15 protein-coding genes are annotated in these 13,749 nt (G+C 65.5%); 12 read left to right on the forward strand and 3 right to left on the reverse strand.

Annotation, left to right across the window (positions count from 1 at the left end; all coding sequences use genetic code 11):
- Positions 1 to 26 precede the first annotated feature (26 nt).
- From ruvC to ybgC, 4 genes are all read left to right on the forward strand, one after another.
- Positions 27 to 530, forward strand: a complete 504-nt coding sequence (gene ruvC / locus AB4Y97_RS16990; protein WP_442000224.1) for a crossover junction endodeoxyribonuclease RuvC — start codon at positions 27 to 29, stop codon at positions 528 to 530.
- A 140-nt stretch (positions 531 to 670) separates the two neighbouring features.
- Complete coding sequence (ruvA, locus tag AB4Y97_RS16995) at positions 671 to 1,288, forward strand: Holliday junction branch migration protein RuvA (RefSeq protein WP_442000225.1); 618 nt, start codon at positions 671 to 673, stop codon at positions 1,286 to 1,288.
- A 40-nt stretch (positions 1,289 to 1,328) separates the two neighbouring features.
- Positions 1,329 to 2,372 (forward strand): Holliday junction branch migration DNA helicase RuvB, encoded by a 1,044-nt coding sequence (gene ruvB, locus AB4Y97_RS17000; protein ID WP_442000226.1) that lies wholly within the window; start codon positions 1,329 to 1,331, stop codon positions 2,370 to 2,372.
- Positions 2,365 to 2,853: a tol-pal system-associated acyl-CoA thioesterase gene (ybgC, locus tag AB4Y97_RS17005; RefSeq protein WP_442000227.1), complete on the forward strand. Its 489-nt coding sequence runs from the start codon at positions 2,365 to 2,367 to the stop codon at positions 2,851 to 2,853. The genes ruvB and ybgC overlap by 8 nt, the downstream gene beginning before the upstream one ends.
- A gap of 20 nt (positions 2,854 to 2,873) precedes the next feature.
- On the opposite strand, the gene AB4Y97_RS17010 is transcribed toward ybgC, so the two are convergent.
- Positions 2,874 to 3,710 carry a universal stress protein gene (locus AB4Y97_RS17010; RefSeq protein WP_442000228.1) on the reverse strand — a complete coding sequence of 279 codons (837 nt, stop codon included), beginning with the start codon at positions 3,708 to 3,710 and terminating at the stop codon, positions 2,874 to 2,876.
- Between the two features lie 399 nt (positions 3,711 to 4,109).
- Between AB4Y97_RS17010 and tolQ the strand changes: the two genes are divergently transcribed.
- The 4 genes from tolQ to tolB are packed head-to-tail and all read left to right on the forward strand — an operon-like array spanning position 4,110 to position 7,802.
- Positions 4,110 to 4,829: a protein TolQ gene (tolQ, locus tag AB4Y97_RS17015; RefSeq protein WP_442000229.1), complete on the forward strand. Its 720-nt coding sequence runs from the start codon at positions 4,110 to 4,112 to the stop codon at positions 4,827 to 4,829.
- A 12-nt stretch (positions 4,830 to 4,841) separates the two neighbouring features.
- Positions 4,842 to 5,288, forward strand: a complete 447-nt coding sequence (locus tag AB4Y97_RS17020) for an ExbD/TolR family protein (RefSeq protein ID WP_442000230.1) — start codon at positions 4,842 to 4,844, stop codon at positions 5,286 to 5,288.
- 31 nt (positions 5,289 to 5,319) lie between these two features.
- Positions 5,320 to 6,435 (forward strand): cell envelope integrity protein TolA, encoded by a 1,116-nt coding sequence (tolA, locus tag AB4Y97_RS17025; protein ID WP_442000241.1) that lies wholly within the window; start codon positions 5,320 to 5,322, stop codon positions 6,433 to 6,435.
- Positions 6,436 to 6,467: 32 nt separating this feature from the next.
- Complete coding sequence (gene tolB / locus AB4Y97_RS17030; RefSeq protein ID WP_442000231.1) at positions 6,468 to 7,802, forward strand: Tol-Pal system beta propeller repeat protein TolB; 1,335 nt, start codon at positions 6,468 to 6,470, stop codon at positions 7,800 to 7,802.
- A 40-nt stretch (positions 7,803 to 7,842) separates the two neighbouring features.
- Here tolB and AB4Y97_RS17035 read toward each other — a convergent pair whose 3' ends face one another.
- Together AB4Y97_RS17035 and AB4Y97_RS17040 are read right to left on the reverse strand one after the other, a co-directional pair.
- On the reverse strand, positions 7,843 to 8,460 hold the full coding sequence (locus AB4Y97_RS17035; protein WP_442000232.1) for an HdeD family acid-resistance protein: 618 nt from the start codon (positions 8,458 to 8,460) through the stop codon (positions 7,843 to 7,845).
- 87 nt (positions 8,461 to 8,547) lie between these two features.
- Complete coding sequence (locus tag AB4Y97_RS17040; RefSeq protein ID WP_442000242.1) at positions 8,548 to 9,927, reverse strand: phospholipase D-like domain-containing protein; 1,380 nt, start codon at positions 9,925 to 9,927, stop codon at positions 8,548 to 8,550.
- A gap of 388 nt (positions 9,928 to 10,315) precedes the next feature.
- Between AB4Y97_RS17040 and pal the strand changes: the two genes are divergently transcribed.
- From pal to AB4Y97_RS17060, 4 genes are all read left to right on the forward strand, one after another.
- Positions 10,316 to 10,819, forward strand: coding sequence for a peptidoglycan-associated lipoprotein Pal (gene pal, locus AB4Y97_RS17045; RefSeq protein WP_442000233.1), 504 nt, complete (start codon positions 10,316 to 10,318; stop codon positions 10,817 to 10,819).
- A 118-nt stretch (positions 10,820 to 10,937) separates the two neighbouring features.
- Positions 10,938 to 11,909 (forward strand): tol-pal system protein YbgF, encoded by a 972-nt coding sequence (gene ybgF, locus AB4Y97_RS17050; RefSeq protein WP_442000243.1) that lies wholly within the window; start codon positions 10,938 to 10,940, stop codon positions 11,907 to 11,909.
- Positions 11,910 to 11,949: 40 nt separating this feature from the next.
- Positions 11,950 to 12,975 (forward strand): tRNA lysidine(34) synthetase TilS, encoded by a 1,026-nt coding sequence (tilS, locus tag AB4Y97_RS17055; protein WP_442000234.1) that lies wholly within the window; start codon positions 11,950 to 11,952, stop codon positions 12,973 to 12,975.
- 144 nt (positions 12,976 to 13,119) lie between these two features.
- On the forward strand, positions 13,120 to 13,749 hold a 630-nt coding region (locus tag AB4Y97_RS17060; protein ID WP_442000235.1), incomplete at its 3' end, for an ATP-dependent metallopeptidase FtsH/Yme1/Tma family protein.

The following is a 13,749-nucleotide window of genomic DNA, read 5'->3' on the forward strand; positions in this document are numbered from 1 at the left end:
GAACGAAGTGAGCCGGGAGAGGGCTTTTGACAGAACGCGTCCGCATCCTCGGCCTCGATCCCGGCCTGCGCAACACGGGCTGGGGCGTCATTACCATCGAGGGGACGAAACTCTCCTACGTGGCCTGCGGGGTCGTGACCTCGGACGGAGACCTGGCCCTTGCCCTTCGCCTGAAGCAGCTTCACGACCGGCTGACCGAGGTCGTCGCCACCTGGACGCCCGACGAGGTCGCGGTGGAGGAAACCTTCGTCAACAAGGATGCGCAGGCGACCCTGAAACTCGGTCAGGCCCGCGCCATGTCCCTGCTGGTCCCGGCGCTGCACGGGCTGCCCGTGGCGGAATACGGCGCCAACCAGGTCAAGAAGACCGTGGTGGGCGTGGGACACGCCGAAAAGGATCAGGTGCAGGCCATGGTGAAGATCCTGCTGCCCAAGGCCGATTTCAAGAAGGCCGACGCCGCCGATGCGCTCGCCATCGCCATCGCCCATGCGCATCACCGCAAGGCGCGCGCTTTGGCGGCGAGTTTTTAAGTGTTACAGAGCAACCAACGTCATTCCGGGGCGGCGCAGCCGAGCCCGGAACCCATAGCCCCTCCCGCGCTCGCTGACGCGCCGGCAGTGATTATGGATCCCGGCCTCCGCCGGGATGACGGGGAGGGTGGAGAAGAACGTTGATCGGCAAACTCAAGGGCATCATCGATGCCTATGGCGATGATTTCGTGATCGTCGATGTGCAGGGCGTCGGCTATGTCGTGCATTGCTCCTCGCGCACGCTCCAGAACCTGCCTCCGGTTGGCGAGGCGGCCTCGCTCTCCATCGAAACCCATGTCCGCGAGGACATGATCCGCCTGTTCGGCTTCCGCTCGGATGCGGAGCGCGAGTGGTTCCGCCTCCTGCAATCGGTGCAGGGGGTCGGCGCCAAGGTGGCGCTCGGCATCCTCTCGGTGCTCGATCCCGGAAGCCTTGGCACCGCCATCGCCACCGGCGACAAGGCGGCGGTGGCGCGCGGCCCCGGCGTCGGCCCCAAGCTCGCCCAGCGCATCGTTTCGGAACTGAAGGACAAGGCTCCGGCCTTTGCGAGCGTCGATCCGGCCCTCATCCGCCTGTCCGGCGCCATCGAGGACAAAAGCGCGCCGCTTCCCGTCTCGGACGCCATCTCGGCGCTGGTCAATCTCGGCTATCCCCAGGCCCAGGCTTCCGCCGCCGTCGCCGCCGCCTTGAAGCAGGCGGGCGAGGAGGCTGAGGCGAAAACACTCATCCGCCTGGGCCTGCGAGAGTTGGCGCGCTAGGAAAGCCTGCTTATATCAAGCCTTTGAAAGGTAAGATTCTTTGACCGATTCCCGCCGCCTGCTGACCCCCGAGAAACGCGAGGATGATACCGAGACGTCCCTGCGTCCGCTGGCGCTCGACGATTTCACGGGCCAGAAGGCGGCGCGGGCCAATCTGCAGGTCTTCATCAACGCCGCGAAATCGCGGGGCGATGCGCTCGATCACGTGCTCTTCGTCGGCCCGCCGGGTCTCGGCAAGACGACCCTGGCGCAGATCGTGGCGCGGGAGCTCGGCGTCAATTTCCGCTCGACCTCCGGCCCCGTCATCGCCAAGGCGGGGGACCTCGCGGCGCAGCTCACCAACCTGGAAGAGCGCGACGTGCTCTTCATCGACGAGATTCACCGCCTCAACCCGGCGGTGGAGGAAATCCTTTATCCGGCGATGGAGGATTACCAGCTCGACCTCATCATCGGCGAAGGCCCCGCCGCGCGCTCGGTGAAGATCGAATTGCCGAAATTCACCCTTGTGGGTGCAACCACCCGCGCAGGGCTCCTCACCACGCCTTTGCGCGACCGTTTCGGCATTCCAATCCGGCTCGAATTCTACACGGTCGAGGAGCTGGAGCTGATCGTGCGCCGCGGCGCGCGAGTGCTCGGCATCGGCATGAGCGACGACGGCGCGAACGAGATCGCCCGCCGCTCCCGCGGCACGCCGCGCATCGCGGGCCGTTTGTTGCGCCGCGTCCGCGATTTCGCCATCGTCGAAGGGATGGCCACCATCAGCCGCGAGCTTGCGGATAATGCGCTGCGCCTCCTCGATGTCGATCCCATCGGCCTCGATCTGATGGACCGCAAATATCTCACCACCATCGCGCTCTCCTTCGGCGGCGGCCCGGTCGGCATCGAGACCATCGCTGCGGCTCTCTCCGAGCCGCGCGACGCCATCGAGGAAATCATCGAGCCCTATCTGATCCAGAAGGGTTTCGTGCAGCGCACCCCGCGCGGCCGCATCCTCACTCCCCACGCCTTCCGCCATCTCGGCATGCCCGAGCCCAGCCGCGAGACGGCGCAATTCGGGCTGTTCAACGGGGACGAGGATGAGTGAGAAGCGCGACCAGTCCCCCTCCCCCTTGTGGGGAGGAGAGCAGGAGAGCACCCATTCTCTCCTCTCCGGCCGCCTCGACGGCGATGCCCATATCCTTCCCGTTCGTGTCTATTATGAAGACACGGATTTTTCGGCGCGCGTCTATCACGCCAGCTATCTCCGGTTCATGGAGCGGGGCCGGACAGAGTTGTTGCGGGCGGCGGAGGTGGCGCAATCCGACCTTCACAGCGAGATGGGCGGGCTCGCCTTCGTGGTGCGCAAGATGACCATCGATTTTCGCGGTGCGGCCCTGATGGACGATGTGCTTACCATCGTGACGCGCCCGAAGGAGATGCGGGGCGCCTCGATGACGCTCGCTCAGGAGATACGCCGGGGCGACGATGTCCTCGTCACCGCCGACGTCACCGTTGCGGCGGTCCGAGGGGGACGAGCCGTGCGCATCCCGGACAGCCTGCGAGCTGCTCTGGCATCCCGAGCCTGACGACGGCACGGACCCCGCCCTCAATGGGCGATGAGGAGCGGAATGGCCGCGTGATGCAGGAGATCGTATGTCACGCCGCCGAGGAGCCATTCGCGCAGGCGTGAATGGCCGTAGCCTCCCATCACCAGGAGTTGGGCGCCTGATCGTTGCGCCTCCTCCATCAGGGCAGCCGCGACGTCGCCGCCTCGGCTTTTGACCTCGTGCAGCGACGCTTCGATGCCATGATGCTTGAGGTGCTTGATCGCGGCCTTCCCGGAAACGGTCGCCCATCCCGTCAAGCTATCGTCGTCCACGACGACAACCGTCACGGTCCGGGCCTTGCGCAGATAGGGCAGGGCCTCGGTCAGTGCGCGGACGGATTCCCGGCTCGCGTTCCAGCCTACGACGGCGCGCTCGAAGCCGTCCGCCGTCCACTCGCGCTGGGGCACCAGAAGGATGTGGCGGCCGGATCCGAATAGAACACTTTCGACGACACGGTGCGTTTCCGGCGGCGCGCCTTGCGTGTTCGGGCGGACGGTAATGAAGGTGTCGGCCAGACGCGCCTCCCGGGTGGCCGTATCGGCGATTTCGGCGGCGAAGACATCGCGCCGCCGGACCTCAGCCGGACAGGGCAGGCGGGACAGCCGTTCGATCAGGGTCGCCTCGATCCTGTCTCCGATCTCCCGCGTCCGGTCGATCCGCTCGACGGCCTCGATGGCGCCGATATCGTCCCCCTCCACCGGCATGGTCAGGGGCAGAAGGTTCAGGAAGAGCCCGGTCACGTGGCCCTGGAAGAGTTCCGCGATCATCGCGGCAGCCGCCAGGGGGCCATCGTCGGCCGGGCTTCCGTCAAGCCGCACCATCACGTCCTTGAGCATCGCTCCCTCCCGCTGACCCGGCTGATTCCATACCTAGAGCATGATCCGGCGAAGGGGATTCCAGCCTTCCGAGAAGTTCACGCGGCATCAGAGGCCTGGAGACCGATCATGTTCACAGAAGCGTGACCGGACTCTAGATCACGCGCCGGGATGCCGCCGCTCAAGCAGGGGAGTGGGCGGATCAGGCGGGATATCGCCCTTGGGCCCGACCCGCTTAAACCAAGCCTTAACCTTACTCTGTGCTTAACAGGCAACGGACGAGAAAGATCGGCGTCTCAAAGCCGTACGCCCTTATTTTCGACAGATTCGCGGGCGAACGAACGGTGATACGCACAAGATTTTCCTACGAACGCGGTTGAGTCCAGTTCCTGGGCTGCTCGAAGAGCGAGGACGCGAATTATGAATCCGGCCGATGTGGCCCAGGCTGTCCCTGTGGCACACGACATGTCCCTTTTTGGCCTGTTCTGGCAGGCGCATTTCATTGTCAAGCTTGTGATGATCGGACTTCTGGGCGCCTCCGTCTGGTGCTGGGCCATCATCATCGACAAGACCCTTCTCTACGCCCGCACCAAGCGCGCCATGAACCGCTTCGAGGAGGTGTTCTGGTCCGGCCAGTCCCTGGAGGAGCTGTTCCGCTCGCTCCAGAGCCGCTCGGCGACCGGGCTCGCCGCCGTCTTCGTCGCCGCCATGCGCGAGTGGAAGCGCTCCTTCGAGGGCTCCGGCCGCTCGTTCCAGAGCTTGTCCCAGCGCATCGACAAGGTGCTGGACGTCACCATCCAGCGCGAAGTCGAGCGACTCGACTCGAAGCTCACGGTCCTCGCCTCCATCGGCTCGGCCGGTCCCTATATCGGCCTGTTCGGCACGGTAGTGGGCATCATGAACTCCTTCACCTCCATCGCCGCCTCCAAGAGCACGAGTCTCGCCGTCGTGGCGCCGGGCATCGCGGAGGCGCTGTTCGCCACCGCCATCGGCCTGTTCGCGGCCATTCCGGCGGTGCTCGCCTACAACAAGCTGCAAAGTGAGGTCAGCAAGCTGCAGTCGCGGCTCGAGGGCTTCGCCGACGAGTTCTCCGCCATTCTCTCGCGCCAGATCGACGAGCGCATCGCGCTCGCGGCTTAAGGGAGTTCGGGGATGGCATCGGCAGCAGGCATGGCGAAAGGCGGTGGACGCCGCCGGCGGCGCGCCCGCCGCAGCGGCGCAATGAACGAGATCAACATGACGCCGTTCATCGACGTCATGCTCGTCCTGCTCATCATCTTCATGGTGGCGGCGCCCATGATGACGGTGGGCGTGCCCCTCGACCTGCCGCAGACGAAGGCTGCTCCGCTCAACATGGATTCCAAGCCCGTGACGCTGTCCATCAAAGCGACGGGGCAGGTGTTCCTGGCGGATGCGGAACTCTCCGACGAGGCCATCGTCGGCAAGCTCGCCGAAGTGTCGAAGCAGGGATTCGACGAGCGCATTTTCGTCCGGGGCGACAAGAAGGTCGATTACGGCCGCGTGGCCCAGATCATGTCCATCGTGTCGGGGGCCGGCTACAAGCGCGTCGCGCTCGTAGCGGAGCCTGCTCAACGTTGAGCGGGAACAGGGCAGGGGCGAGATCGTGGCGTTGAAGCTCAAATTCAACTCCTCCGAACCGGGCTTCTGGGTCTCGGGCACCACGCACGTGGTGCTCCTGGCCGCGGCCATGGTCGGGCTCTCGTCCGTCAGCGAATTCCCCGAGGCGCAGGAAGGCATTCCCGTCGAGGTCATCACCGACAACCAGTTCTCCCAGATTACCAAGGGCGAGCAGACCGCCAAGACCGTTTTGCCGGCGCCGAAGCCGCGCGCGGATCGAGCAGCCGACAAGACCGAATTGCGCGATCCCGGCGAGGACAAGCGCGATGCGCCCGCCCCGCCGAAGCGCCCAGAAGAGATGAAGGTGGCCGACAAGGAGGAGCCCGTCGCGGCTCAACCCCCGCCGCCGCCTCCGCCCCCGAAGCCCTCCCAGGCTGAAGCCGAGGCGAAAGCCAAGGCCGAGGAAGAGAAGAAGCTGGCCGAGGCCAAGGCAGAGGCGGAAGCCATCGAGCGCGCCAAGGCTGCCGAGAAGGCAAAGGTCGAGGCGGAAGCGAAAGCCAAGGCGGAAGCGGAGGCGAAGGCTCAGGCTGAAGCCAAGAAGATTGCCGAAGCGAAGGCAAAGGCGGAAGCGGAAGCCAAGGCCAAAGCTGAGGCCGAGGCCAAGAAGGTCGCGGAAGCCAAGGCGAAAGCCGAAGCGGAGGCCAAGGCCCGCAAGGAAGCACAGGTCGCTAAGAAGCTCGACATGGGCGATCTGAAGCAATTCCTGGAGAACAAGGAAAAGCACCAATCGACCGGCGCGACCGGGGCGGAGGTTCAGAAACAGGCCTCGCTCGGCACCGCGACGGGAACGGCTGCGAAGCTCAACCCGAGTCAGAAAGATGCTTTAATGGGCCTGCTGCGCGAGCAAATCGCCCGTTGCTACACGGCGCCGATCAGCGCTTCTGCGGGCAGCGTGGTCCCGCCTATCCTCGATATCCGCCTCAATCAGGATGGATCGCTCGCGAGCGAGCCGTCCGTGATGCGCGGCGGAACCAACTCCACCGACCGCGCGGTCGCCGACGCTGCGCTGCGCGCGGTACGACGCTGCGCGCCTTATCGCGTTCCCGCCCAATTCGCCCCTTATTACTCGGACTGGAAGACGTTGAACGTCCAGTTCGATCTCACCTGATCTGAAGCCCCCACCGCTTGAGACCTGCCCTCATGATCATTCGCTTGCTGTCCCGTCTTCTTGTCGCGCTCGCCCTTGTGGCGCCGATGGTCGCCATTGCTCCTGACGCTTATGCGCAATTGAGCTTCCGGGTCGGGCCAGGAGGGCAGTTTCAGCCCATGCCCATCGCCGTCGCCGATTTCGCGGGCGAGGGCGATCTCGGCCAGCGAGTGTCAGGCATCATTGCTAGCAACCTGCAGCGCTCGGGCTATTTCATGCCCCTCGACAAGTCGCGCTTTCCGGAGCGCCCGGCTTTCGATGTCGCGCCGCGTTTCGATGCCTGGAAGATGGCGGGTGCGCAGGCGCTCGTGACGGGCCGCGTGACGCGCGATCCGTCAGGCCGCCTCAAGGCGGAGTTCCGCCTGTGGGATGTGGATTCGGGCCAGCAGCTCACCGGCCAGCAATATGTCACCGATCCCAATTTCTGGCGCCGCGTCGGCCACATCATTTCCGATGCGGTCTATACCAAGGTCACCGGCTTCGGAGGCTTCTTCGATACGCGCATCGTGTTCGTCGACGAATCCGGCCCGAAGGAGAACCGCCGCAAGCGGCTCGCCATCATGGATCAGGACGGCGCAAACGTCCGCTTCCTGACTCAGGGCGACAGTCTCGTCGTCACGCCGCGCTATTCGCCCGCCACCCAGGACATCACCTACATGTCCCAGGCCGACGGGCAGCAGCCGCGCGTCCAGGTGATCAATCTCGAGACCGGCTCGCGTCAGGTCGTCGGCAATTTCCCCGACATGACCTCGAGCCCGCGCTTCTCGCCCGACGGTCAGCGCATTGTCATGAGCTTCCAGCAGGGCGGCAATGCGAACATCTTCATGATGAACCTGGGCTCCCAGGCCACGACGCGGCTGACCTCGACCGCCGCCATTGACACCTCGCCGTCCTTCTCGCCGGACGGCCGCGAGATCGTGTTCGAGAGCGATCGCGGCGGCCAGCAGCAGATCTACGCCATGGCAGCGGACGGCTCGAACCAGCGCCGCATCTCCTTCGGTGACGGCTCCTATTCGCAGCCGGCTTGGTCGCCGCGCGGCGACTACATCGCCTTCACCAAGCGCCGCGCGGGCGGGTTCGCCATCGGCATCATGAAGCCCGACGGTTCGGGCGAGCGCATCCTGACGGAAGGCTTCCACAACGAGAGCCCGACCTGGGCGCCGAACGGCCAGTACATCCTGTTCTTCCGCGATCCGGGCGGGCAGGCGGGCGGTAAGCTCTACATGGTCGATATCACCGGCCGCGTGGAGCAGCCGATCGCGACGCCGTCCTTCGCGTCGGATCCCACATGGTCACCGTTGCTGAGCGGAGAACGTCAGCAGAATTGAAGAAGCGGGGCGCTTTGAGCGCCCCGTTCAGTTTCGCGCGTCATACGCCGCGCGGGGCGGCGGTGTGCTCCATGCGGTCCTTGTGGCCCTTCAGCTTGAAGGCGAGCATGAGAAGCGTGATGCCGAAGACCAGAGCATAGGCCCCGAGCCACCAGGTGAGCACCACCGCGCCGACGAGCGGAGCGACCAGTAGCGCGACGCCGAACAGAACCGATACGATACCGCTGAAGATCAGCCAGCCGCGGCCATAGGCCGGGTTCAACTTGAAGGCGGCGCCGATCATGAGCGCACCCGTGATCAGTGACCAGACGGCCATCAGCGTGACGAAGAACAGAACCGTCAGCCCCGGCCAGACGAAGGCGATGACGCCGACCGCGATATCCACGAGCCCTTCGAGAACCAGAAGGCCCCATCGCTGGTTCTGCGAGGCCGCCCGCACGGCGGCGACGATGCCGAAAACGCCGTCGACCAGCATGTAGGCCGAGAAGAACAACACCAGGGAGAGCAGCGTCGCTCCCGGAAGGAAGAAGGCGATCAGGGCAAAGATGATGGCGAAGACCCCGCGCAAGGCCATCGCCCACCAATTCTGGGCGAGGAGCACGCTCATGGACTGCGCGCGATCGAAGGATTCGGAGGAGCTGGAAGAACCGGTCGCCATGGCTATCTCCTTTGAGAGCGCAGGCATCACCATCGCGCCTGCCCCTATGGAAGGTATCTGTTCAACGCTAGAGCTTGGCGGCCGGTTTCATCCCCTCCTCGGGGAAGCCGGCCTGTCCTTGTCGCGTCCCGGCTTGCGCCTGAGCTCCAGCTTGCGGCGCCGCACACGGACGCGCTGCTTGAGGCGGAGAGCCCGAATGAGAAGGGCAAGCCCCAGCCAGGTCAGGCCGATGACGAGGGGTGCGACGATCAGGACCGGAAACAGGGTGATGATCGCCGCCAGTCCCAGCAGGACGCCGCCGATCATGGCGATGCTACTGGCCTCGGTGGCGGTCAGCGAGCGCGCATTGACCGACTTGCCGATGCTGTTGCTGAGCGCGAGAGCGCCCGCCGCGAGCCGCCGCACACCGCCTTTCTTGGGACGGCGAAGGCGGCGGGCGCGCATCTTCTGGACCTGTTTGCGCCGGGTCAGCGAGCCCGGGACGATCTCGGTCGCGTTGGCGAGATCCTCCAGATACATCGCCTCCATCGCCTCCGCGAAGGCTGGATCCTCGACAACCACGTCGAGCTCCCAGTTGGTCGCCCAGCTCGCGAGGTTGAGATTGGTCGAACCGACCCGCGCCCAGCGCCCGTCCGCCACGGCGGTCTTGGCGTGGAGCATCGAGCCGTTCCACTCGAAGACGCGGATCCCGGCCTCGATCAGGGAGCGGTAGCCCGCGCGTACGATCGGCTGCAGCACGGGCACGTCGCTCGAACCGGGTACGAGCAGGCGCACATCGACACCGTCCCGCGCCGCCTCTCCGAGCGCCTGCACATAGGATGTGGTGGCGACGAAATAGGCATCCGTGAGCCAGAGGTTGCGCTGCGCCGTCGCCGCGATGAACTGGTCGAACCGGTAGGTGCGGAACATCCCTGGCTGGCCGCAGATCACCCGCGCCGGCACGGTCCCGGCTTCGGGAATGGTGCGCGGATCGTCGAATTCGCTCCGGTCGATCGGCTCTCCCGCACGGGCCCAGCTATCTGCGAAGGCAGCGTCGAGATCGGCCACGACGGGCCCTTCGAGGGACAGGCCCGTATCTCGCCAAGGCTCGGCGCCGTCGGTGCCCTCCCAGGAATTGGACACGCACAGCCCCGCGACGAAGCCCTTGCGCCCGTCCACGGTGACGACCTTGCGGTGGTTGCGCCGGATCCAGAACGGATCGGTCAGCCGCGGCGGGTTGAAGACGCGCACCTCGATCCCGGCCCGCCGCAACCTGTTCCAGAATGCAGGCAGGGCGCGCCAGGAGGAGCCGAGCCAGTCGTAGAGCACGCGCACCCTGACCCCGGCCTGCGCCCGCTCGATCAGGGCATTCGCGAAGGTGCGGCCGGTCTCGTCGTCGGCGATGATGAAATTCTCGAAATGGATAACGCTTTTCGCGTCGCGGATGGCGGCAAGCCATGCCGGATAGTTCTCCCCCGCATCCCGCAACAGCCTGACGGCGTTGCCGGTGCGCAGATCACTGTCCGCGATACGGGCGAAGGCACGCTCCAGACGGAAGTCCGTCAGGTTCGACTCTTGCTGCTGCTCGAGTTGTCTGAGCTGGGCTGTAATCTGTCTCATGTCCCCATAACGCGCGAGAGAGCCATTCGGCCTCCAGTTGCCTGTCGATATCGATTGCGAGGGTGTGGAGCGGAACGGGTCATGCCACCTCTTTGCCGCATTTACTCCGAATTAACCCTAAGCCCAGGTTTCACGGCCTGGCTGTGATTCACCTTAATCCAACTCCTTCCCTCACGGTTGACGGAACCCTCCCTTAACCATCCCCCGATATAGATCACACAACGTTCGGCAGACGTATGTGTAAGGAGTATTGCCAATGATGACGTTGCGCGCCGTTAAATTCGCCGCTGCCATCGTCCTCGCCCTCGGGGCGGCGGCGTGTTCGTCCAATAAAGATGGGATGGCCGACGGGGCCGGTGGCGGCTTCGGGGCCGGCGGGGCCGCAACCCCGGGTAGTGCCCAGGATTTCGTCGTCAATGTGGGCGACCGGGTGTTCTTCGAGACCGATCAGACGGACCTGACCCCCACGGCCGCCGCGATCCTCGACAAGCAGGCCCAGTGGCTGACCCGCTATCCGAACTACACCTTCATCATCGAAGGTCACGCGGACGAGCGCGGAACCCGCGAATACAACTTCTCGCTTTCCGCCCGCCGCGCCCAGAACGTGCGCGACTATCTCGTGTCGCGCGGCATTCCGGCCTCGCGCTTCCGCACCGTATCCTACGGCAAAGAGCGTCCGGTCGCGGTCTGCAACGACATTTCCTGCTGGTCGCAGAACCGCCGCGCCGTCACCGTGCTGAATACGGGCGCGGGCTCTTAAGCTTTCGGGTTAGAACAGTGTCCCTCCTTTGGAGGGGAACGTGCGCGCCGCCACAATCTCGCCGTGGCGGCGCTTTTGTGTTATCGGCACAGTCATTGTGACCCTCACGGTACCTATCATGTTGCGCCGCCTGATTGTCTTTTTTGCCTTCGTCACGGCCTTGGCCGGGCCTGCCGCCGCGCAGGATGCCGCCGATGCGATCGTGCGTCTTAACCGGCTCGAGAACCAGTTCCGGCAGATGTCCGGCCAGATCGAGCAGCTTCAATACGAAAACCGCCAGCTGAAGGAGCAGGTCCGCAAGTTCCAGGAGGATGTAGAGTTCCGCTTCCAGGAAAATCGCGGCGGCGCCAAGGCTTCTCCATCGACCACGGCGCCCGTCCGTCCGGCGCAGCCCCAGCCCCAGCGCCGCAGCGACATGTTCGATCCGGCCGTGGACCCGAATGCGCCCGGTGCGCCTCGTCCGCTCGGATCCACGCCTCCTTCCGCTCCCTTGACCGCCGAGGTGGGCCGCCCCATGCCGCTTCCCGGCGGCCAGGCATCGAGCATGGATGAGCTGATCCAGGAAGACGATGTGGCGATGGATGCCGCGCCGCTCGACCTGAATCCGGCTGGGCGTACGGCTGCGATCCCCTCAGGGGCGATTCCCTCGGCTCCCGCGACCGTTCCCGTTGCGCGCGGTCCGAGCGTTGCGGCGACCAGCGTCGGCGACCCGCGCTCGGATTTCGAGACGGCCTACGCCTACTTCACCCAGCGCCAATACGAGGAGGCAGAGATGGGTTTCCGCCGCTTCCTCCAGTCCAACCCGCGCGACAGGCTGGTGCCGGAAGCCTCCTACTGGCTCGGCGAGACCTATCTCCAGCGCAGCCGCTACCGGGAAGCCGCGGAGCAGTTCCTGAACGTTTCGACAGACCATCCCAATGCGACCAAGGCCCCCGATGCCCTGCTGAAGCTCGGCGTTTCTCTCAACGGCCTCGGCGCCCGCGACCGGGCCTGCGCTGTCTTCGCCGAACTCGACCGCAAATATCCCCAGGCCTCCGCCAACGTGCGCCAGAGCTCCGAGCGCGAGCAGCGCCGCTCCAAGTGCAGCTAAGGTGCAGCTGAGCGCCCGGCAAACAGGCCCCATTCGAGGCGTGACCTCTTCCTCAGCCCCGTCTGAATTTCTCGAACCCGGTCGGCTGGAGCACCTTTTCACGCCTTTGGAACATGCCGGAGGCATTCTCGCCGCTGTATCCGGCGGGCCCGATTCCATGGCCCTGATGCATCTGCTGGCGCGCTGGAGCGCGGCAGGCGCCCGCCCCTCCATCACTGTCGCTACCGTCGATCACGGGCTACGCCCCGAGGCGGCCGAGGAGGCTGCCTTCGTGGCCCAGGAGGCGGCCGCTCTCGGCCTATTCCACCACATTCTCGGCTGGACCGGACCCAAACCCAAGACCGGCCTGCAGGAAGCTGCCCGCGAGGCGCGCTACAGCCTGCTCCTGCAATGCGCCCGCGAGATCGGCGCATCCCATCTCCTCACTGCCCATACCCGGGACGATCAGGCCGAGACGGTCCTGATGCGTCTGGCGCGCGGCTCGGGCCTTGCGGGCCTTGCCGGGATGCGGGCCGAGCGGGAGCGGGGCGGCATTCGCCAAGTCAGGCCGCTGCTCGATTGCCCGAAAGCCACGCTTCTGGATCTGTGTCTGGGCGAAGGCTGGCCCTTCGTCACCGATCCGTCCAATGCGGATGAGCGCTTCGCCCGGGTGCGTTGGCGCCGCCTCATGCCAGGGCTCGCCGCCGAAGGGCTGACCGCGGAACGGCTGGCGGGCTTTGCCCGCCGAGCCTTTCGGGCCGAGGAGGCGCTGGACGGGAAGGCTCGCGACGCTTTGGCGCGCACACGGCTTGTGCTCGATGAGAGGAAGCTTACCCTCGATGCGGCCCCCTTGGCCGAGGAGCCCTTCGAAATCGCCTTGCGCATGTTAGCGCAGGCCCTGCTCGAGGCGGGGATTGACCTGGAGAACAGCCGCCTGCAACGCCTTGAGGCCTGCACGGAGCGCCTCAGGGAGGCTCTCTCGCGCGGGGAGGGGCTCCGCCTTACGATCGCCGGAGCGCTGGTCCATCTCGACCGCGAAGGGCGGGTGTCCATCGGGGCGGAACCACCCCGCAGGCGCGGCCGTTAGCCAATTCTCTTAATCAAAGTCTGCCGGATGTGCCGCATGGCCGCCGCATTCCCTTGGCAAGGGGGAAGGGCGCGCCTACATTGAGTTTAGCCGCGCGAGGACTTTCCTCGCGCTTCATCTCCCTCTGGGGCAGAATCTGATCCGATGAATTCAAATTTCCGCAACTTCGCCTTGTGGGTTGTCATTTTCCTTCTGGTACTGGCGCTTGTGACGCTGTTCCAGAGCCCAGGCCACCGAGGCGGCGGCAGCGACATTGCCTATAGCCAGCTTCTCAACGAGGCGGATGCCGGCCGCATTTCGAACGTGGTGATCTCCGGACCGGAGATCAGCGGCACCTATACGGATGGCCGCACCTTCACGACCTATGCGCCGAACGACCCCGCCCTGGTGTCGAAGCTGCAGCAGAAGGGCGTGCAGATCACGGCCCGTCCGCAATCCGACTCGACCCCCTGGTTCATCGCCGTTCTCATGAACATCCTGCCCATCGCGCTGTTCATCGGCGCATGGGTGTTCCTGTCGCGCCAGATGCAGAACGGTGCGGGCAGGGCCATGGGCTTCGGCAAGTCCAAGGCGAAACTCCTCACCGAGGCGCATGGTCGCGTGACCTTCGACGACGTCGCAGGTGTCGACGAGGCCAAGGAGGATCTGCAGGAGATCGTGGAGTTCCTGCGCGATCCGCAGAAGTTCCAGCGCCTCGGCGGCCGCATTCCGCGCGGCGTGCTGCTCGTCGGCCCGCCCGGCACCGGCAAGACCCTGACCGCCCGCGCGGTCGCC

It is taken from the genome of Microvirga sp. 2TAF3 (assembly GCF_052114965.1).
In the GTDB taxonomy this organism is placed as follows: Bacteria; Pseudomonadota; Alphaproteobacteria; order Rhizobiales; family Beijerinckiaceae; genus Microvirga.